The organism is Paenibacillus sp. FSL L8-0502 (assembly GCF_038593055.1).
Classification (GTDB): Bacteria; Bacillota; Bacilli; order Paenibacillales; family Paenibacillaceae; genus Paenibacillus; species Paenibacillus polymyxa_D.
In genome coordinates this window covers 4,983,495-5,005,000 of sequence record NZ_CP151958.1, presented here as the reverse complement: position 1 = coordinate 5,005,000, position 21,506 = coordinate 4,983,495, and the positions used below count along the sequence as shown (strand labels likewise).

12 protein-coding genes, 12 tRNA genes and 2 rRNA genes (1 of these 26 only partly in view) are annotated in these 21,506 nt (G+C 46.3%); 23 read left to right on the top strand and 3 right to left on the bottom strand.

What is annotated here, in order from left to right; translation table 11 throughout:
• The 22 genes from NSQ57_RS21845 to NSQ57_RS21740 all read left to right on the top strand — a co-directional run.
• Positions 1–33: transfer RNA gene (locus tag NSQ57_RS21845), tRNA-Ala, on the top strand (it extends 43 nt beyond the left edge of the window).
• A gap of 240 nt (positions 34–273) precedes the next feature.
• Positions 274–3,202 (top strand): 23S ribosomal RNA (locus NSQ57_RS21840).
• 154 nt (positions 3,203–3,356) lie between these two features.
• Positions 3,357–3,473: ribosomal RNA gene (rrf, locus tag NSQ57_RS21835) — 5S ribosomal RNA — on the top strand.
• Between the two features lie 19 nt (positions 3,474–3,492).
• Positions 3,493–3,568, top strand: a tRNA-Asn gene (locus tag NSQ57_RS21830).
• 3 nt (positions 3,569–3,571) lie between these two features.
• Positions 3,572–3,644 (top strand) — tRNA-Thr (locus NSQ57_RS21825).
• Between the two features lie 11 nt (positions 3,645–3,655).
• Positions 3,656–3,727: transfer RNA gene (locus NSQ57_RS21820), tRNA-Glu, on the top strand.
• 11 nt (positions 3,728–3,738) lie between these two features.
• Positions 3,739–3,814: transfer RNA gene (locus tag NSQ57_RS21815), tRNA-Val, on the top strand.
• Positions 3,815–3,869: 55 nt separating this feature from the next.
• Positions 3,870–3,944, top strand: a tRNA-Gln gene (locus tag NSQ57_RS21810).
• 4 nt (positions 3,945–3,948) lie between these two features.
• Positions 3,949–4,024 (top strand) — tRNA-Lys (locus tag NSQ57_RS21805).
• A gap of 11 nt (positions 4,025–4,035) precedes the next feature.
• Positions 4,036–4,116 (top strand) — tRNA-Leu (locus NSQ57_RS21800).
• 10 nt (positions 4,117–4,126) lie between these two features.
• A tRNA-Gly gene (locus NSQ57_RS21795) sits at positions 4,127–4,201 on the top strand.
• 5 nt (positions 4,202–4,206) lie between these two features.
• Positions 4,207–4,283: transfer RNA gene (locus tag NSQ57_RS21790), tRNA-Arg, on the top strand.
• Positions 4,284–4,303: 20 nt separating this feature from the next.
• Positions 4,304–4,377: transfer RNA gene (locus NSQ57_RS21785), tRNA-Pro, on the top strand.
• 9 nt (positions 4,378–4,386) lie between these two features.
• A tRNA-Gly gene (locus NSQ57_RS21780) sits at positions 4,387–4,457 on the top strand.
• Between the two features lie 739 nt (positions 4,458–5,196).
• Positions 5,197–7,989: a phosphoenolpyruvate carboxylase gene (gene ppc / locus NSQ57_RS21775; protein ID WP_029516811.1), complete on the top strand. Its 2,793-nt coding sequence runs from the start codon at positions 5,197–5,199 to the stop codon at positions 7,987–7,989.
• A 191-nt stretch (positions 7,990–8,180) separates the two neighbouring features.
• On the top strand, positions 8,181–8,747 hold the full coding sequence (sigW, locus tag NSQ57_RS21770; protein WP_016818747.1) for an RNA polymerase sigma factor SigW: 567 nt from the start codon (positions 8,181–8,183) through the stop codon (positions 8,745–8,747).
• A gap of 150 nt (positions 8,748–8,897) precedes the next feature.
• Positions 8,898–9,521: a zf-HC2 domain-containing protein gene (locus tag NSQ57_RS21765; protein ID WP_307353483.1), complete on the top strand. Its 624-nt coding sequence runs from the start codon at positions 8,898–8,900 to the stop codon at positions 9,519–9,521.
• 221 nt (positions 9,522–9,742) lie between these two features.
• Entirely contained in the window at positions 9,743–10,576 is an 834-nt protein-coding gene (gene cdaA / locus NSQ57_RS21760) for a diadenylate cyclase CdaA (RefSeq protein WP_013312127.1), read from the top strand.
• On the top strand, positions 10,573–12,042 hold the full coding sequence (locus NSQ57_RS21755; protein ID WP_029516809.1) for a CdaR family protein: 1,470 nt from the start codon (positions 10,573–10,575) through the stop codon (positions 12,040–12,042). The genes cdaA and NSQ57_RS21755 overlap by 4 nt, the downstream gene beginning before the upstream one ends.
• 61 nt (positions 12,043–12,103) lie before the next feature.
• Positions 12,104–13,444: a phosphoglucosamine mutase gene (gene glmM, locus NSQ57_RS21750; RefSeq protein ID WP_029516808.1), complete on the top strand. Its 1,341-nt coding sequence runs from the start codon at positions 12,104–12,106 to the stop codon at positions 13,442–13,444.
• A 632-nt stretch (positions 13,445–14,076) separates the two neighbouring features.
• Positions 14,077–15,909, top strand: a complete 1,833-nt coding sequence (glmS, locus tag NSQ57_RS21745; protein ID WP_029516807.1) for a glutamine--fructose-6-phosphate transaminase (isomerizing) — start codon at positions 14,077–14,079, stop codon at positions 15,907–15,909.
• A gap of 434 nt (positions 15,910–16,343) precedes the next feature.
• Positions 16,344–16,688: a helix-turn-helix transcriptional regulator gene (locus NSQ57_RS21740; RefSeq protein ID WP_069011564.1), complete on the top strand. Its 345-nt coding sequence runs from the start codon at positions 16,344–16,346 to the stop codon at positions 16,686–16,688.
• 234 nt (positions 16,689–16,922) lie between these two features.
• Here NSQ57_RS21740 and NSQ57_RS21735 read toward each other — a convergent pair whose 3' ends face one another.
• Positions 16,923–17,909: a S8 family peptidase gene (locus tag NSQ57_RS21735; RefSeq protein WP_069011565.1), complete on the bottom strand. Its 987-nt coding sequence runs from the start codon at positions 17,907–17,909 to the stop codon at positions 16,923–16,925.
• 151 nt (positions 17,910–18,060) lie between these two features.
• Here NSQ57_RS21735 and NSQ57_RS21730 point away from each other — a divergent pair, with 151 nt between their 5' ends.
• On the top strand, positions 18,061–18,288 hold the full coding sequence (locus NSQ57_RS21730; protein WP_342425299.1) for a hypothetical protein: 228 nt from the start codon (positions 18,061–18,063) through the stop codon (positions 18,286–18,288).
• A 190-nt stretch (positions 18,289–18,478) separates the two neighbouring features.
• On the opposite strand, the gene NSQ57_RS21725 is transcribed toward NSQ57_RS21730, so the two are convergent.
• Positions 18,479–19,213 (bottom strand): chemotaxis protein, encoded by a 735-nt coding sequence (locus NSQ57_RS21725; RefSeq protein WP_256026081.1) that lies wholly within the window; start codon positions 19,211–19,213, stop codon positions 18,479–18,481.
• Between the two features lie 207 nt (positions 19,214–19,420).
• Complete coding sequence (locus NSQ57_RS21720; protein WP_342425298.1) at positions 19,421–21,316, bottom strand: S8 family peptidase; 1,896 nt, start codon at positions 21,314–21,316, stop codon at positions 19,421–19,423.
• Between the last annotated feature and the right edge of the window lie 190 nt (positions 21,317–21,506).

Here is a 21,506-nt window from a genome sequence, read left to right as displayed (position 1 = left end):
AGGTCAGGGGTTCGATCCCCCTTGGCTCCACCAAATAACTGCATGAATATCATCCACTCGGTTGAGATGGACCGATGTTCGCACAGGCTACAGTTTCGATGAAACTGCATTGCACCTTGAAAACTGGATACCGAAACGAAATTGCGTTTTAGAATATTCCTTTAAGCTGATCTTGTGTAAACAAGTGAAATAAAGGTAGCTGCCTTGAATTTCATTCACACGTAAGTGTTGAACCGAAATTCAAAGCAAATCGTATTTACGATGTAAATACTAGGTTAAGCTACAAAGAGCACACGGAGGATGCCTAGGCGCCAGGAGCCGACGAAGGACGTGGCGAACAACGATAAGGCCTCGGGGAGCTGTAAGCAAGCTTTGATCCGGGGATGTCCGAATGGGGAAACCCGGCTGTCTTCATCGACAGTCACTTTCTGCTGAATACATAGGCAGAATAGAGGCAGACCAGGGGAACTGAAACATCTAAGTACCCTGAGGAAGAGAAAACAATAGTGATTCCGTCAGTAGCGGCGAGCGAACGCGGATTAGCCCAAACCAAGGAGCTTGCTCCTTGGGGTTGTGGGACGTCTCACATGGAGTTACAAAGGAACCGGTTAGATGAAGAGGTCTGGAAAGGCCCGCCAGAGAAGGTAAAAGCCCTGTAGTTCAAAACTTGTTCTCTCCGAGACGGATCCCGAGTAGTGCGGGGCACGTGAAACCCCGTATGAATCCGGCAGGACCATCTGCCAAGGCTAAATACTCCCTGGCGACCGATAGTGAAGCAGTACCGTGAGGGAAAGGTGAAAAGCACCCCGGAAGGGGAGTGAAATAGATCCTGAAACCGTGTGCTTACAAGAAGTCAGAGCCCGATCTAGGGGTGATGGCGTGCCTTTTGTAGAATGAACCGGCGAGTTACGTTCCCGTGCAAGGTTAAGGTGAAGAGCTGAAGCCGCAGCGAAAGCGAGTCTGAATAGGGCGATTTGAGTACGTGGACGTAGACCCGAAACCGGGTGATCTACCCCTGTCCAGGGTGAAGGTGCGGTAACACGCACTGGAGGCCCGAACCCACGCATGTTGAAAAATGCGGGGATGAGGTGGGGGTAGCGGAGAAATTCCAATCGAACCCGGAGATAGCTGGTTCTCCCCGAAATAGCTTTAGGGCTAGCCTCGGAAAGAAGAATCGTGGAGGTAGAGCACTGATTGGGTGCGGGGCCCGCAAGGGTTACCAAGCTCAGTCAAACTCCGAATGCCATAGATTTAGTTCCGGGAGTCAGACAGTGAGTGCTAAGATCCATTGTCGAAAGGGAAACAGCCCAGACCATCAGCTAAGGTCCCCAAGTGTGTGTTAAGTGGGAAAGGATGTGGAGTTGCACAGACAACCAGGATGTTGGCTTAGAAGCAGCCACCATTGAAAGAGTGCGTAATAGCTCACTGGTCGAGTGACTCTGCGCCGAAAATGTAACGGGGCTAAACACACCACCGAAGCTATGGCTTGATGCTTGCATCAGGGGTAGGGGAGCGTTGAATGCGGGTTGAAGGTGTACCGTAAGGAGCGCTGGACTGCATTCAAGTGAGAATGCCGGTATGAGTAACGAAAAGATCTGTGAGAATCAGATCCGCCGAAAGCCTAAGGGTTCCTGAGGAAGGTTCGTCCGCTCAGGGTAAGTCGGGACCTAAGGCGAGGCCGATAGGCGTAGTCGAAGGACAACAGGTCGAAATTCCTGTACCACCGTAATCCGCTATGAGCGATGGGGTGACGCAGTAGGGTAGTGACGCGGACTGATGGATGTCCGTCTAAGCAGTGAGGCTGGTGTGTAGGCAAATCCGCACATCGTTAAGGCTGGGCTGTGATGGGGAGCGAAAATTGTAGTAGCGAAGGTCATGATCTCAGACTGCCAAGAAAAGCCTCTAGCCAGGAGAAGGTGCCCGTACCGCAAACCGACACAGGTAGGCGAGAAGAGAATTCTAAGGCGCGCGGAAGAACTCTCGTTAAGGAACTCGGCAAAATGACCCCGTAACTTCGGGAGAAGGGGTGCCTCGGTAGGGTGAATAGCCCGAGGGGGCCGCAGTGAAAAGGCCCAAGCGACTGTTTAGCAAAAACACAGGTCTGTGCGAAGCCGCAAGGCGAAGTATACGGGCTGACGCCTGCCCGGTGCTGGAAGGTTAAGGGGAGTGGTAAGCCCTTCGGGGCGAAGCTATGAACCGAAGCCCCAGTAAACGGCGGCCGTAACTATAACGGTCCTAAGGTAGCGAAATTCCTTGTCAGGTAAATTCTGACCCGCACGAATGGCGTAACGACTTGGGCGCTGTCTCAACGAGAGATCCGGTGAAATTTTAATACCTGTGAAGATGCAGGTTACCCGCGACAAGACGGAAAGACCCCATGGAGCTTTACTGCAGCTTGATATTGAATTTGGGTACGATCTGTACAGGATAGGTGGGAGCCGTCGAACTTTGAGCGCCAGCTTGAAGGGAGGCATCCTTGGGATACCACCCTGATCGTATCTAGGTTCTAACTTGGTACCGTAAACCGGTGCGAGGACAGTGTCAGGTGGGCAGTTTGACTGGGGCGGTCGCCTCCTAAAGAGTAACGGAGGCGCCCCAAGGTTCCCTCAGAATGGTTGGAAATCATTCGAAGAGTGCAAAGGCAGAAGGGAGCTTGACTGCGAGACCTACAAGTCGAGCAGGGACGAAAGTCGGGCTTAGTGATCCGGTGGTACCGCATGGAAGGGCCATCGCTCAACGGATAAAAGCTACCCTGGGGATAACAGGCTTATCTCCCCCAAGAGTCCACATCGACGGGGAGGTTTGGCACCTCGATGTCGGCTCATCGCATCCTGGGGCTGAAGTAGGTCCCAAGGGTTGGGCTGTTCGCCCATTAAAGCGGTACGCGAGCTGGGTTCAGAACGTCGTGAGACAGTTCGGTCCCTATCTGTCGTGGGCGTAGGAAATTTGAGAGGAGCTGTCCTTAGTACGAGAGGACCGGGATGGACGTACCGCTGGTGTACCAGTTGTTCCGCCAGGAGCACCGCTGGGTAGCTATGTACGGAAGGGATAAGCGCTGAAAGCATCTAAGCGTGAAGCCCCCCTCAAGATGAGATTTCCCAGTATGTAAGACCCCTTGAAGACGACGAGGTAGATAGGTTGGGGGTGGAAGTGCAGTAATGCATGGAGCTGACCAATACTAATCGGTCGAGGGCTTATCCTAAAGATAAAACGCAAATGAGTTTCGGATCCAGTTTTCAGGGTGTAACACCTTGGAAGTATGTACAAGTGACATACGACAAGCGCATGGCTATTCATTCACACGATAAGTAATGAAGCGAATAACCTTACGGAAGAATTTGCATAGCAAATTCATGTTTGGTGGCGATAGCGGAGGGGTTCCACACGTACCCATCCCGAACACGACCGTTAAGCCCTCCAGCGCCGATGGTACTTGGACCGCAGGGTCCTGGGAGAGTAGGACGTCGCCAAGCAGAGCTTTATGCTTAATATTCCCTGATAGCTCAGTTGGTAGAGCACTCGACTGTTAATCGAGTTGTCACAGGTTCGAGTCCTGTTCGGGGAGCCATTTGCTCTCATAGCTCAGCAGGTAGAGTGCATCCATGGTAAGGATGAGGTCACCGGTTCGAACCCGGTTGAGAGCTTGTTATAGGATGGCCCGTTGGTCAAGGGGTTAAGACACCTCCCTTTCACGGAGGTAACAGGGGTTCGAATCCCCTACGGGTCATAGGGTAGTATGGAGGCTTAGCTCAGCTGGGAGAGCATCTGCCTTACAAGCAGAGGGTCGGGGGTTCGATCCCCTCAGCCTCCACCATTTTTCATCCTCTTACCTGGATGAATTCTTGGGGAATTGTGAATCATATGCATATTGGGGATTAGCCAAGCGGTAAGGCAACGGACTTTGACTCCGTCATGCATAGGTTCAAATCCTATATCCCCAGCCATTAAGAGCCATTAGCTCAGTTGGTAGAGCACCTGACTTTTAATCAGGGTGTCGAAGGTTCGAGTCCTTCATGGCTCACCATTGTATTACATGCGCGTGTGGCGGAATTGGCAGACGCACTAGACTTAGGATCTAGCGTCTTTGACGTGGGGGTTCAAGTCCCTCCACGCGCATATTGTTTTTGCGGACGTGGCTCAGCGGTAGAGCATCGCCTTGCCAAGGCGAGGGTCGCGGGTTCGATTCCCGTCGTCCGCTCCATATTTGCGCCCTTAGCTCAGCTGGATAGAGCGTTTGACTACGAATCAAAAGGCCGGGAGTTCGAATCTCTCAGGGCGCGCCATATTTAAAAAAGTATAATATCGGGATGTAGCTCAGCTTGGTAGAGCACCTGGTTTGGGACCAGGGGGTCGCATGTTCAAATCGTGTCATCCCGATACTAATTTGCGGGTGTAGTTCAATGGTAGAACTTCAGCCTTCCAAGCTGATAGCGTGGGTTCGATTCCCATCACCCGCTTACCGATTACCTAGAAGCCGAAAGGCTTCTTTTTATTTTGTCCACATTACATTTACTTCTATGTATATAGGCCAATGCAAATATGTCTCCTGTCATGCACAGTTGGGGATGACTTGTGTATATTGTACATAGGCTCTTGTTACTTTTGACACCTAGATCTCGAATTTCCTCCTCTAACGTACCCCTTTCTCCTGCAGTAAGGCTAATTTCGTGATCAAATCCTTTAAATATAGGAATCCTATAGCTATTATGGTGCGAATTTATGGTGATAACTCAACAGTTGCTCTTGGGTTGTGCACATTTCCCTTTATTTATGTGGGTAAAAATCGGAGTGTTAATGAGGAAATACCTTAGAAACACTGAGAAAATGGCTAATTTGTGTATATCTTTGTGGATAGAAGGCTAATGGAGTTGACTTTGTCAACAAATAATAAACATATACACACTACGTTGCATGAATTTGTACCTTTAAAAACACACTCTTTATAAGAGACTGTGCATAATGTTTCACGTATCACTAGTGTATACATTAATTTCTATTTATTAATTTCATATTTATTCATAAGAATCCAATATTTTCTCGAAAGAAGTAATTCAAAAAGATGATTTTTTACTGTAAATTTTGCAGCTTTTCATGCGGTTTTATTGTATGATGTTAAGAAAGTGTCAAATTTCGTGTGTATACGTACCTTTTCTACAACTGTATATGGTGTGGAACAGATCAGATGGGGGGAAAAGCATGACTGAGCTTACGTTAACCGCTAACAAAAACCAATCCAACAATCTGCTGCGGCGGGACGTTCGTTTTCTAGGGAATATTCTTGGTGAGGTATTGGTTCATCAGGGTGGCAACGAACTTTTGGATATCGTGGAGAAAATACGTGAGACAAGTAAATCGTTACGTGCCGGGTATCAGCCGGAGTTGTATGAGAATTTCAAACAAATGGTCAGCGGACTGGATACGGATATTCGTCACCAGGTTATTCGCGCGTTTGCGATTTATTTTCAGTTGGTGAATATCGCTGAGCAAAACCATCGTATTCGTCGTAAGCGGGATTATGAGCATTCGGCTGGTGAAGATGTTCAACCTGGTTCCATTGAAAGTTCCGTTCAGGAGCTTAAACAAGGGGGCTTCTCCGCTGAGGACGTTAGTAACTTGCTGAATGAGCTCTCTTTGGAGCTGGTCATGACCGCACATCCTACAGAAGCGACACGACGAGTAATACTTGATATCCATAAGCGCATTTCCGAGGACGTCATGCTGCTGGATAATCCGATGCTTACCTTGCGTGAGCGGGAACAGGTACGGGAGAATCTGCTAAACGAAGTAATTACGCTGTGGCAGACAGATGAGCTGCGTGATCGCAAGCCAACTGTATTAGATGAAGTAAGAAATGGAATGTATTATTTTCACGAGACCTTGTTTCATGTACTGCCAGATGTATATCAAGAATTGGAACGATGTTTAGACAAATATTATCCCGAACAAAAATGGCACATACCCACTTATCTGAGATTTGGTTCCTGGATCGGTGGAGACCGGGACGGCAATCCGTCTGTGACATCTCATGTGACTTGGGAAACGTTACGTATGCAGCGCAAGTTGGCTTTGAGAGAATATCAGCACACGTTAAAGGAACTCATGGGTTACTTGAGTTTCAGCACCAGCATTGTGCGAGTTTCCGATGCTCTGCTGGCTTCTATTGAAGAAGACCGTACTCACATTACACTTAAAAAGATGGAAGTATGGCATAACGAAAAAGAGCCTTACCGCATTAAACTGGCATATATGATTGCTAAAGTGAACAACATCCTGGATGAAAGCAAACAGGGTACCAATGAGCGTTACAATTCTGCGGAAGAGCTCATTGCAGACCTAAATGTTATTGACCACAGTCTGCGTCATCATTTTGCCGATTATGTGGCAAACACGTATATTCAAAAGATGATTCGCCAGGTAGAGTTGTTTGGATTCCATACAGCTACGCTGGATGTCCGTCAGCATAGTCAGGAACATGAAAATGCGATGACTGAAATTCTTTCTAAAATGAATATTGTGTCGGATTACAGTAAGCTGTCAGAAGAAGAAAAAATTAATCTGCTGGAAAAGCTGCTGAATGAACCTCGTCCGATTACTTCACCTTATTTAAAATATAGCGATAGCACACAGGAATGTCTTGATGTATATCGTACGATTTATTTGGCTCAGGAGGAATTCGGCAAGCAGTCCATTACAAGCTACTTGATCAGTATGACTCAGGGAGCTAGTGACTTACTGGAGGTTATGGTCTTATCCAAAGAGGTAGGCCTGTTCCGCATCGAGAAGGATGGCACTGTTATCTGTACGCTGCAATCTGTCCCTTTGTTCGAAACGATAGATGATCTGCACGCTGCACCTGATATTATGAGAAGATTGATGAACTTGCCTGTATATCGACAATCTGTGGCTGCGATGGACCAGCTTCAGGAGATTATGCTGGGATACTCGGACAGCAATAAAGATGGCGGTGTGGTTACAGCGAACTGGGAACTTCGGGTCGCTATGAACAGCATTACGGAAGTAGTTAATGAGTTTGGCGTAAAAGTGAAGTTTTTCCACGGTCGTGGAGGTGCGCTGGGTCGTGGAGGAATGCCACTTAATCGCAGTATTTTGGCTCAACCTCCTCATACGATTGGAGGCGGAATCAAGATTACGGAGCAAGGTGAAGTACTATCATCCCGATACTCGCTCAGAGGTATCGCGTACCGGAGCTTGGAGCAGGCAACATCGGCGCTGATTACGGCTGTAGCATATCATCGTTCCGGGAAGAAGGAAGTGTTTGAGGAGAGCTGGGAGGAGATTATCGCCCGCATTTCCCAAGTATCACTGGATAAGTATCAGGATTTGATTTTCCGAGATCCAGATTTCTTCAACTTCTTCAAAGAATCTACACCGTTGCCTGAGGTGGGCGAGCTCAACATTGGATCTCGTCCGTCCAAGCGTAAGAACAGCGAACGTTTTGAGGACTTGCGCGCCATTCCATGGGTTTTTGCATGGACACAAAGCCGTTACTTGTTACCTGCATGGTATGCGGCTGGAACAGGTTTGCAAAGCTTCTATCAAAACAATGAGGATAACCTTAAAGTGCTGCAAACGATGTTTAGGGACTCTGCTTTCTTCCGGTCACTTATTGATACACTGCAAATGGCAATCGCTAAAGCGGATTTACTGATTGCAGAAGAGTACGCTGGGATGTCGGATAATGAAGAGGCCCGGCAGCGTATTTTCGGGCAGATTTCAGCGGAGTTTAAGCTGACATCTGAGTTGATTTTGAAAATAACCGGACAATCCGAGATTTTGGACGACGTGCCGGTTATTCAGGAATCTATCCGCTTGCGTAATCCTTATGTCGATCCGTTAAGTTACTTGCAGGTTCAATTGCTAAGTGAGCTACGGGAGTTGCGGGATCAGAACGGTGATGATACGGAGATGCTACGTGAGGTATTGTTGACGATTAACGGAATTGCCGCAGGCTTGAGAAATACGGGCTGATATAGTGCGGTTGTACGAATACAGGCAATCGGGTACTCATGGGGTACCCGATTGTGCTGTTTGTATATTGAAGGCAGGCGTGCTTGCAGTTAGTAACAATACTACAGTTGATTTCCGGATAAAATTAAACTACGATGAATAATCATAAACATATAATAAGTAACCCATCAGCAAGTCTGGGGGAGTATAGAGTGGATAATATGGAAAGCCGCTTGGTAAGGCTGGTACAGAAAGGCGATCAGCGAGCTTTTGCGGAGTTAGTCGAGTTATATAAAGATCGGATTTTTCATCTTTCCTACCGGATGCTAGGTAATCGCCATGAGGCGGAGGATCTGGTGCAGGAAACTTTTTTGCGTGTGTATCGTAATTTGGAAAAATACGATCATGGACAGAAATTCTCAACTTGGATTTATCGAATTGCTACAAATCTGTGCATTGATCGTCTGCGAAGGAGAAAACCTACATACTCACTTGATGCTGAAATGAATGATCAGGAAGGTGTCGATGGGTACGCCATGCTCGCCAGTGAAGAGCTTACCCCTGAGGGGAGCACGCTTCTGTCTGAAACACAGGCCTTGATTCATGACGCCATCGACAGCCTTCCGGATAAATACAGAACGATTATGGTTTTACGGTACTTGCAGGAGCTTTCCTTACAGGAAATCAGCGATGTGCTCAATCTCCCAGTCACCACTATTAAGACAAGAGTACACAGGGGACGGGATTTTCTGCGCAAAAAACTGGAGCACAAGCTATAGATCATGCGCATAGATTCTAGGAAAAGAGTCTGCGTAGATGTTTTTATGAAACATAATGCTCGTTGTAACGTATGTAAGATGAGCAAAGTTTCTAAGCCGGAGCATGTTATGTTGAGAAACACGGAAGAATATTAGAAAGGATTGGCTCATATGGATTGCAAACAAGCCGTCTCTTTTATGCATGACTATCTAGATGGCGACCTGTCTGAGCAGGACAAACATGAGTTGGAACAGCACTTGTTAGACTGCCCGGAATGCCGCATGCGTTTTAAAGAGCTGGAGCGGACGGATGCGATGCTTTACGGTACACGCTATCATCAAGTGCCGTGTGTATCGGATGAGCTGACATTTCGCATTATGAATGCTTTGCCGCCGCATAAAAGACAGACTGCGGTGCCTATGCTGACCTGGGTGAAAAGGCATCCCGCTGTAACAGCCGCCGCCTTCTTCCTTATTGTTATATGCTCAAGCATGGCCAGCTTTTCTAGCACGGACCATCAATTGGTAGTCAAAGGAAGTCATCTGGATCAAGTTGTTATTCAGGGCGATACTGTGATTGTGCCTGAGGGGAAATCCATTGCCGGAGATTTAACAGTGCAAAATGGTGAAGCCCGTGTATACGGCGAAGTGGAAGGAAATGTCACTGTAATTGATGGTTCTTATTATCAAGCGTCCACCGCCCATATTGCAGGACAGGTTAAAAGTATTGATCAAACCTTGGATTGGATTTGGTACAAGGTTACTGATTTATTCGGGGGACCTTCTTCTCCATAAAAGAAGCTTGAAATGGCAAGGACGATATCGAGCGCCTCTTTCCGCTGGAAAAGGCGTTTTTTTGTATATGAAGCTGGCGAATTGTACTGTATTTTACTGATTTTGGCGGTTCTTTTGTCACACAGCTTGCAACGTGAGCCTGATCGTTATAACCTAGATAGAGAGAGCACACTGTGTACATATTACACCCACTCACTACAGAAAATTGCGGGGGCATGCGCATGTTGGATTATTTTGCGGACCTGACTTGGAAAGAGTCCATTAAAGATATTATCGACATTTTGATCGTAACCTATATTATGTATCAGCTTATTTTACTTGTTCGCGGAACGCGTGCAGTTCAATTGTTGAAAGGGATTCTGTTTCTGGTTGTCATTTGGGCGGTTAGCACCTGGTTTGATTTGTATACGCTCAAGTGGTTGATGAATCAGATGTTCACCTTTGGTGTGGTGGCTATCTTTATTATTTTCCAGCCTGAGTTGCGTCGTGCACTGGAGCAATTGGGGCGTGGCAAATTATTTGGGCGTTCGTCTGCGGATGATGAAGAGATTAACAAGTTAATCGGAGAAATGATTAAGGCGCTGAATTATTTATCACGTAGGAAAATAGGAGCTTTGGTCGTATTTGAGCGCGAGACCGGGCTAAACGAATATACGGAGTCTGGTATCAAGACACAGGCTGTAGTCAGTTCTGAACTGCTAATTAACATCTTCATTCCTAATACACCTCTGCATGATGGTGCGGTGATTATTCAAAATAAACAGATTGCTTCTGCGGCCTGTTATTTGCCATTATCGGAAAATCCGTTCATTAGCAAAGAGCTGGGAACCCGTCACCGGGCTGCGATTGGGGTGAGTGAGGTAACGGATGCCGTAACTGTCGTGGTATCGGAGGAAACAGGACAAATTTCTTTGGCCATTAATGGACAGGTCGTGCGCGACATTAAGGAAGAATCCCTAATCTCCAAGCTGTATGAGGAGTTGCGGCCAACACCGTCTTTGAAGGAAAAACGCGGCTCATTCTGGAATCGGAGGGGAGGCCGTGGAAATTCATGATGGACAAATGGATTAACAATAATACGATTTCCAAGATATTGGCGCTTGCGGTTGCTATCCTGCTGTGGGGAATGGTCCATCTAGATACAGGTACACCTTCATCTACGCTGACCGTTTCTTATAATAATAAAGTGATTGATAATGTAGCCATTCAGGCCAGTGGTCTGGATGATTCAAAATATGTATTGTCAACCATGGATACTGACCATGTTAAGATGGAGGTCAGAGGACAGCGTTCTGTGTTGACTTCCTTTTTTGCGGATAATTATCAAGCAAAGCTAAACTTAAACGGCCTAGGAGCAGGTACTAAAACATTGTCACTCGAACCGGACTTGCCGGATGGAGTGGAGTTGGTATCTATGACTCCTAACCGTGTTACAGTGACGATTGAGGAAAAACAAACGAAATCATTTAATGTATCTATAGTTCCTAAAGGAAACCCAGATGCGGGACTGCAGCTTGGTAAGCCTGTGATTGCTCCTCAGACCGTAAAGGTCACCTTGCCCAAAAGCCAGTTGAGTACCGTCACTGCCGTTCTGGGGGCTGTTAATACGGATGGCATCTCAGAAAAGTTTGAACAGAAGCGTGTAAAACTGAAGGCTTATAATAAAAAGGGACAGGAACTTACGGGAGCGGTCATTGAGCCGTCTACTGTGTCCGTTGAAATTCCGGTAACTCAGCAGGCGAAGTCTGTGCCTGTTAAGATTGTCTATTCCGGAGAGTTGCCAGACGGACTGGTGCTTTCTAAAGTGAATGCAAACGTGAAGGAAGCGGCGGTATATGCATCGCAGGATGTATTGAGCAGCCTCAGCTCTTACGTCACGGCTACATTGGATTTAAGCCAATTTACGGAAGCGGGGACTCGTACAGTTCAAGCTAATTTGGCAGCCCCCTCAGGTTCTGATAAAATCGAGCCAGGGTCCATACAAATTCAGGTGACTGTTGTTCCTTCCAATGAAGTCACAGATACGGAACGGACGCTGTCAGGCATCCCAATCGTTTTACAAGGTGCAGGAGATGGAGCGACTGCGACTGTTACAGCGCCCGCAGGCAAGACGATGGATGTTACTGTGAAGGGCCCGCAGGATCTGGTAAACAATTTAACCAATGATGATATTAGTTTGGTGGCAGATGTAAGTGGCCTCGCGGCTGGTCAACACGAGGTTACTCTGAAAGTAGGCTTGCCTAAATATATTACGCAAGCCGGAAATGCTGGCCAACTAAAGGCAACGATCAACATTGAGAGCCCTTCTACGCCTGCTGTAACGAATCCGAATAGTGAGAATGAATCAAACCCCTCTGGTAGTGGCGAAAAGGGGCAGGAGAGGCCACAGGAGGGGCAAGGCAATCAAAGTGGAAACTCTGACGCTAAGACCGGGGACAACGCAGCTGCGGAGGATAAAACAAATCCTCATAACGGCGCAGATTCTTCTGCGAATGGAACCCCGGAGAACAGTCAGCCATAACATGTTTTATCTGTAGTAAATAATCATGATTTATTAGACAAAAAAAAGGGAGTCATTTTACATGGGGAAATATTTTGGTACAGATGGTGTACGAGGCGTTGCTAATCAGGAACTTACAGCCGAACTGGCATATAGCATTGGCCGCTGCGGCGGATATGTTTTAGCAGGTAATGTAGAGAAACCGACAGTTGTTATTGGTATGGATACACGGATATCCGGTCTGATGCTGGAATCGGCTCTTGTAGCCGGTTTGCTGTCCATTGGAGCTAATGTGGTTCGCCTAGGTATTGTTTCGACGCCTGGGGTGGCATATCTCACACGTCAATTGAAAGCTGACGCTGGTGTAATGATCTCAGCATCACACAATCCAGTTGAAGATAACGGCATTAAGTTTTTTGGCGGTGACGGTTTTAAATTGACAGACGAAACGGAATTGAAAATTGAAGAGCTCATGGATGCAAAAGAAGACCAACTGCCTCGTCCGATTGGCGGCGGATTGGGAACGGTTGTTGTAGACGAGCATTCCCGTTACGATTATCTGGAGTTCTTGAAAACAACAATTAGCCATTCTTTTGAAGGAATAAAAATTGTACTGGATTGTGCAAACGGAGCAGCTTATGAGCTGGCGCCGAAGCTTTTTGCAGAATTGGGAGCTGAGGTGCACACCATCGGTGCCGAGCCTAACGGTTTGAACATCAATGATCATTGCGGCTCGACTCATCCTGAAAAGCTGAAAGAGGAAGTGCGCCGCTTGAAAGCGGATATTGGTCTGGCCTTTGACGGCGATGCCGACCGTCTGATCGCAATTGATGAGAACGGGGAAGAGGTAGACGGCGACTATATTCTCTGCATTTGCGGAGATGCAATGAACCGCGCTGGAAAACTCAAGGACAGCACTATTGTATCGACAGTGATGAGTAATATCGGTTTTTATAAAGCTACTGAAAAGCTGGCACTCAAGACTGCAAAAACTGCGGTCGGGGACCGTTATGTGATGGAAGAAATGCGTCGGGGTGGATTTAATCTGGGCGGTGAGCAGTCTGGTCATGTTATTTTCCTGGATCACAATACGACAGGCGATGGCATGCTGACTGGGATTCAGCTGGTAGATACCTTGAAAGCTTCCGGCAAGAAAATGAGTGAGCTAAAGTCGCTCATGAAACAGTATCCGCAAGTGCTCGTAAATGTGCGTGTGCAGGACAAACGCAATTACGAGGGGAATCCTGCTATTGCAGAAGCAATTGAGCAGGTGGAACAACAATTGGGCGATAATGGGCGTGTACTGGTTCGTGCTTCAGGCACAGAATCGCTCATTCGTGTGATGGCCGAAGGCCCGGATAAAGATGAGCTGGAGCAATTTGTCGGTCAGATCGTAGATGTCGTGAAGAAAGAATTAGTTTAAAATTTTGTAAACGTCGGTTGCCTGTGAAAAAGAAGCAGGCAACGGCGTTTGCGGTTATTTACTAGCGATTTATTGCCTTCATGGTGTAATTATGAATAAAGTGTCATTGCCAAATGATACTTAGCTGAATATAATATAGGGATGCTGTGACTCAGATAGAGAAAGCGAGGGTTGTAAGGTAACGTAATACAAGCGCCAGAGCTTGATTTTGTGCGGGGGAACTTGGTGGAGAAGCAACGGATTCAGTTGAAATAAAGTTGCTTGCAGATCGGTTCACGACAAAACAAGCTGACGAGGTGAAGGTGTTCGAAACATTCGGCGGGGACCTTCCGGTGAAGCATCAAGCCGTAAACCGGCAGCGGAAAATGAACAGGCAACTGTTTACACAACGCACCGGTAGATGCCTTTATTGTTTTATAACCTAAATTATAAGATTCATTTCATGAATGTGCGGCCATCATCATTGGCGTGCGCGGTTTGGGAATTTCGTTACATTCGTGAAGAGATGCCTGTAAATTCTATAGTTATCATTGACAACTTCATAGATGAATGAACTTTATTCCACAATCTACCGCACACGTTAGTCCTGTGATGAGTCGTCTTGTGAAATGATGATCGGGAGGATAACGAATATGTGTGGCATTGTAGGATATATTGGTAATCAGAATACGCAAGAGGTATTGATTGACGGATTGAAGAAGCTGGAGTATCGCGGTTATGACTCTGCGGGTATTGCCGTGTTTACAGATTCAGGATTGCAAGTAGCCAAGGCTAAAGGTCGTCTGGCGAATCTAGAAGCTAAACTGGATGGTACGCCGTTGGTAGGCCATGCAGGTATCGGACATACACGTTGGGCAACGCACGGTAAGCCTTCTGATGAAAACTCCCATCCACATTTGGATGAGAGCCAAAAGTTCTCTGTAGTTCACAACGGAATCATTGAGAATTATCTGGAGCTGAAGGAGCAGCTGATCAGCGAAGGTCATACCTTTATTTCCGAAACGGACACCGAAGTTATTTCCCATCTGGTTGCGCGTGAATATAAAGGGGATATCGTTAAAGCAGTACAAAAAGCAATTACCTTTATGCGCGGTGCTTTTGCACTGGGTGTGCTGACAGAGCATGAGCCTAATAAGCTGGTTGCTGTTCGTCAAGCTAGCCCGCTGGTTATTGGTGTGGGAGAAGGCGAGAACTTTATCGGTTCCGACATTCCGGCTATTCTGAAATATACACGCAATGTATTTATTTTGAACGATGGCGAAATGGCTGTTTTGACCAGTGATGCTGTCGAATTAATGACAATCGAAGGCCAATTTATTTCTCGGGAAATGATTCATGTCGAATGGGATGCTGTAACAGCGGAAAAAGGCGGCTATGAGCATTTCATGCTGAAAGAAATTCACGAGCAGCCTAAGGCTTATCGTGACACAATGTTGGGCCGTATCGATAAAGATACTAAAAAAGTTGTTCTTCCTGAACTGAAGCTGACAGAAGAACAAATTAAAAATATCCGCAACATTCAAATTGTTGCGTGTGGTACAGCTTACAATGCAGGTTTGATTGGCCGTACGGTTATTGAAAGTCTGGCTCGTATACCGGTAGAGAATGATGTGGCTTCCGAATATCGTTATCGTTCACCTATCGTAACACCAGAGACATTGGTGATCGTGGTGAGCCAATCCGGTGAAACTGCTGACACGTTGGCAGCACTGCGTGAAGCACAAGCAAACGGCGCTCATGTACTGGCGATTACAAACGTAGTCGGTAGCTCCATCGCTCGTGATGCAGATGATGTGTTGGTTACACTGGCAGGACCGGAAATTGCCGTAGCCTCGACTAAAGCCTATTCTTCGCAGTTGATTGCGTTCTATCTGTTTGGTTTGTATCTCGCTCAAGTGCGTGGCACACAAACGGATGAGCAAGTAGCCCATGTGCTGGCTGCTATGGAATCTCTGCCAGAGCAAGTGGAAGAGATGCTGGGTAAAGCAGATGCGATCAAATCCTATGCTGAGCAAATTGCAAGCCACAAGCACCTGTTCTTTATTGGTCGCGGTCAGGACTATGCTGTAGTACAGGAAGGCTCCCTGAAGCTCAAGGAAATCTCCTACATTCATTCCGAGGCATATGCTGCGGGTGAGCTGAAGCACGGTACACTGGCATTGATCGAAGAGGGAATTCCAGTTATCGCTTTGGTAACACAGGAATCCGTGTTGGAGAAAACCGTGAGCAACATTAAGGAAGTCAAGGCTCGTGGTGCAGATGTTCTTGCGATTACGTACGAAGAGCACGCAGTTGAGTTGTTGAAGTCCGTGGATCAGGTATTTGCCATTCCGAAGACACTTCCAATTCTGTCTGCTGCAATTTCGGTTGTATCTCTCCAACTGTTGGCTTACTACGCTTCTCTTGCGCTGGGTCATGATGTTGATAAACCACGTAACCTGGCGAAAAGCGTTACCGTAGAATAAGCTTTAGTAAAATTCTAAATTAATTGTCTGGTGTTCGGTTACATTAAAGTTGGTAAATGAACATTAAAGTTGGTAAATTGACATTATAGTTGGTAAATTGACATTATAGTTGGTAAATTGACATTATAGTTGGTAAATCAACGACAGTGGTCATTAAAAATAAAACTAATAATGTCTAATAAATTATTAATCCTGATGTGTTCCGACAATAAAGTTGTGTTCTAATTTACAGCAGCTTGTGATTGATTATTATTAATTGTAGATTTAGAAATTGGTTTTTAAATGCCGATAAATATATTTAATTATAATATATCCGTTTATGACTAATTAATTATAAAATTCGTCTATAAAAAGCTTAATATCCAAACTTGAACAGTCCCGATGAAAAACTCTTGATCGGGACTGTTTGTATTTTATTGATTGTGGGTGGATTAATGAAAACTTTGGGAGAAAAGATAAAAATTATACGAAAAATGAATAAGCTTAATCAGATGGAATTTTCATCAATTATTGGCGTTTCTCAAGGTACATTAAGTGAATTGGAGAAAGATAAGTACAGGCCATCTGTTGAAACAATAATTGCTTTAAAACTAAATTTTGATATTGATTTAGAATGGCTGCTACTTGAGGAGCCAGTGAATTCTAACATAGGATTATTCCATATTCAAATAGATGAGTTTGAGCTAAACTTGGTTTCAAATTTACGAAAGCTAAACTTAGAAGATAAACAAGAAATTGGAGAAATAATAAATTTGAAATTAAAACGATATAATAAATAAGAACTGTTTGCCCAAAGGGGATAAATTGTTAGAGTGAAAATGAGAATTAGATTGTAAAAACGAAGTTAGACTAGAGTATAAATGTACGGTTAATAAGGAAAGTCGCATGCTTTAAATTGAAGAGTAGTGCCCTTAAGATAAAATGGCCAGCTCCTGCGAAAGATAGCAGGAGCTGGCCATTATGCCCGCAACCGTGGGCTAAAATAAAGACAGCTACTGCTGACATTTTCCGCATTATTTAATACTTAAATCAAGAAGTCCATTTCCTTCGCGCTTTTTACTCTCTCCTAACGAGACTGTATGTTTAATAAGCTGTGCATAAATTTCGCGTTCTGTTAATCTTCGACCTAGTTCCCGTTCAATAGTATTGATGAGAAGAGCAAGTGCCCCTGAAACATGCGGCACTGCCATTGAGGTTTTCCAGCCCATACCATAACCGCCATTTGGGGTCGTTGAATATATAGGAGCATTTTCATCACCACCAGGAGCTACAATATCAACCTGTGAGTTTGTTGCACTGTAGCAGGGAAATGACTTATCCAATTTCACGGCTCCGACAGAAATCACTTCTGGATAAATACCTGGGTAGCTAATTTCATCATTTTCAGGACTACAATCCCCACCTTCATCAACATCACCATTATTTCCCGCACATGTAACAACAGGAATATCATTATCTATTGCTCTTTTTATAGCCTCATGATAAGCTTCATCGCCCTCTTCACCTATTATAGACATAGAGATCACTCTTACCTTCTCTTGATTAGGACCTCTCCAAGAAATTGCATAGTCAATTGCTGCCACTTGCCAGTCAGTATTGCCAATTGCGTTTTGAGGATTATCCTGATCTATTCTAAGTACTTTTAAAATCAAAAGTTTTGCCTCAGGGGCAACCCCAACAACACCTTTTCCATCTAGCTTAGCAGCAATAGTCCCTGCGACATGCGTTCCGTGCCCATGTTCATCTAAATAATCATCCGGGCTTCCAATATCTGTGAAGTTTTTACCCGCTATGACCTGCCCGTTAAGATCAGGGTGACGCCAGTCACATCCTGAATCAAGGACTGCTATGATTATTCCTTTTCCGTACTCACCAATCTCCCAGATTTTGGGGGTATTGATCAATTTTACACCGGGCACGTTATCTATTTCGGATACATTTCTTCTGAGGACTTCATTTACTTCTGTAATGATGGGTTGAACAATAACCATTTTACCCATTTGTATTTCAACTCCAGAAATTTTATTAGGGATAGTATGTTTCGTTCCAGAATCGTTTATACGGAATGGAATGTATCTTTTATATAAAGAATCACATAATCAGTTAAAACCGTGATTCTTAGCAGCGACAATAATATAGGGCAAAGCAGGTATGCTCTACAGCCGACTCCTCCTGGCCGGACACGAGCAGGGACTGGTGGTGCAGCCGGTGAGACAGGTGCTGGAGGAATATCCTGAGATGCAGGAGGCCTATACCTGGATTCATCAGGAGCATGTTCCTAGCGTTGGAACGATACAGTTCCTGATCCGGATGGTTCAGCCTATGCAGGATACTCTGCTAAGCATAAGAAGGGAAGCAACCGCCCTGATTATTGATTGAGTGGACAACAGTCGTTGAATCTGTCCAATCTAGCAGCTGATCCTGGCGATACGCACTGTGGCCATTTGCTGTGTCGCGGGAACCGCAGCGTTGCAGACCCTGCGACTACCGGAGCAACCGTGGATTCCGGCAGGCAGCATCGGCGCAAAAGCATGACGGATCCAGACGGATCAAGGTGGCGAGGTTGCAGCTATTTGTGTACGGTCATTGCATTCACGTTGACTTGCTGCCATAGATTGTGCAGGCCTTCTGCAATCGGGGTTATGACTTTGCTGCTTGTGAGGTAGCCATTGTGGCATAAGGGATTCCAGCTGTCGATCAGCGTTCCGACGTTGACGTCACGGTCTTCACTAACGGCCTTGTCGTATTCAGGATGAACGCTCTTCAGCGGATAGCCCAGAACATCGTCTTTATCATAAAAGTTGATCCATTCGCCCGGGATATCGGGATATTTGGCGGAGAAGTCCTTGCTAGGCACTTGGATCGGCTTGTCAAACGTGGCGTAACGCAGGCTCCACAAGGGCAAGGTAGATCCGCAGGAATAGAACAGCGACAAGGTGTCCCCCCGTTCCAGAGCGGAATCCGGGTTTACGATTTCAGGTTTCCGCCGGGCATATTGCAGATCATAGAAGAAATTGCTTGCAATAACGCTACCCAGACTATGTGAAATAACGCAGAGCGGAGCATCCGCTCCGGCTTCAGTACTTAGCCGGTTCAATTGCTTGCTTATCGTCCGATGAACCGCTTCATAGTTCTGGTCCCCGCTTTCTAGGGGTTGGTATGCGACAGCATCCGCCAGATAGTGAATCATGAATTCTCTTAGCTCTGTGTATCGCAGATTGTACGGAGCGCCTACCAGCTTCTGTTTCAATTCTTCTTCCCGCTCAGCAAAGACAGAAGCCCACCACACCGGCTTGATCACCATTCGCGCCTCCGGGTTTTTCTCGCCGCTGATTCGGAAGAAGGTCTTGTGCAGATCCTTAATGAAAGCTGATGCAAAGTCCTCATGCTGCTTGCCTAAACCGTGAATAACAATGACCGCCAGTTTTTGTGTCATGTGATCTTCTCGCCTTCTTAATTTGTTATATCAAAGCAGGAGCCAACCCATAAAGTCGGCTCCTTTTAGTTTGCCTTAATGGACAGGCGTTAATTCAGCCACGAGTTGAACCGCCCGATTGGCATCAATACGGCCAAAGCCGTAGCGATCATGCCAGCCGTTCGCCATTGATCTAGCCGACTTGCGGAGAATCTCATGGATATCTTCAATAGTCAAGGAATTGCCGTGCGCCTTGGCCTCTGCGAGCATCAGGGCAACAATACCGGTTACTGCCGGGGCAGCCATACTGGTGCCCATCATATCAGTAACACCATTTATGGATCCGGATTTAGCGGCCATAACTTTGAATTGCTTAGGTTCATTTCGGGTAGCATTTCCTCCCGGCGCACTAATCTCCGGCTTTTGTCTTCCGTCACGTGTCGGACCGGCGCTGGAAAAGTAGGAGAGCGGTGTACCCGCTTCCTTGGCACTGTAAGACCCGACAACGATGGATTTTTTGCCACAGCAGATGGAACCAAGGGTGTGGGTATTATCCAGCGGCTGCTTGAAATGGGATTGGTTTTTATAAAACACACCGTTAGCGTCTTCCCAATTATCATCCCGTTCAATCCAAGCATGATATTTACCCGATTGAATTCTTATTCCCCGCAGTTTAAGAGTCCATGAACCAGGTAGTAAATTTCTCTCCATGAAGATATTGATGACGTTGTCACCGTTGTTCGGATCTTGTTCGCGGTGGGAGATAAAGATCAGGATCTCGTTCTGTTCCCCGAGCACCTGATGGTTCGTGCCAAGCTTAATCTCCCCGAGGTTTAACCCGTTTGGCGCGATCAGTTGGCAGGAGAATTCATCTGTTTTATCGTACCAAATTTCGATTTCATTCGAAGTTATGTCTGAGCTTTCAACGATCCAGTGGAGATCTTGGGTTTCATTCTGCTGGATTGTTCCGCTCGTGTGGATGCCGTCGGCATAAGAGTTGCTGGCCGCCAGTACAATAGCGCGATTGTTAGCAGCACTAACGAGAGTATCGAGTCCAGCCTCAACCAGGGAAGTGCCGTCATGCGGGCCGCCATTGGTGCCCAAACTTACATTGGTGACACAAGGCCGGTTGTCAGCAAGCTTGAAGATGTATTGCAGAGCCTCCAGCAGATGAACCGAACCTCCAAAGTTCCCCTCAACTGCCTCTGGCCCCCGCCACGGAACATCTTTGTCATTTAATTGCACAAAAACGATATCTGCTTGCGGCGCTGCTCCGGGCACTTTGGTTCCGTTACCGTTGCCGGCAGCAGTGTCCATAACATGGGTTCCATGCCAGGGTTCTTCTTCATCTTTAGGGTTAGGAATCTTTAATGCGGCAAACGGGTCTTGTGTTTTCAAAGCGTTGGTCAGTTGTTCTTGTGAGAACACCTTGCCATATCCAAACTCGGTATCGCTGGAGTTTTTAACTGTCTGGTCCCAGTAGCTGAGGATACGGCTTGTCCCATCTGGATTAATGAAGTTTTGGTGTGTAAAGTCACATCCGTAATCCACAATTCCGATGACTACCCCTTTGCCGCCGTTACTTTTAGTGTCTTGAGGCAGCAAGTCAGCACGGGCTTTGGTTTCCTCAATGGATTTAAATTGCTGAGGTTTTAATAACTGCGAGGCCTTCAAGCTCATGACCGTCGGGGATTTGCGGATCTGTTCAATCTGGTCGGCGGCAATTCGTGCTGTCACAAGCCGCACGTTCTCCTGCTCCTCAGGTACACTGCCCAGGTCGGAAATTTGCCGGACCCCGGACAGGTTTTTCCACGCCTCGATATCCTTCACTTTGGCGATGACCGCTATCTCATTGGCGTTTTTATCCGCTGATTCTGCGTTGAATGCATGCCGTCCGGCAGCTTCCGTCCCGCTTTGATTGAAAGCAATTACCCGCTGCAGTCTGGGGTCTAGATTAGCCGGAATCTCATTCGTCGTTTCTTTGAATTTCATATCAAGTCTCCCTTGTCTGAATTGTACACGGGAAGGTGCACCGTATATATGCTGTCACCAAATAGAATTTTTATAAAAGCCATTTTTCGGCTTTTAAGATGTTACATGCCATGGGAGTAAAGGGGGGCAACACTCTCTATTGTCGGAAGAAAATAAAGTATTAGACTGGAGTTGTTGATTCGATGCGGTT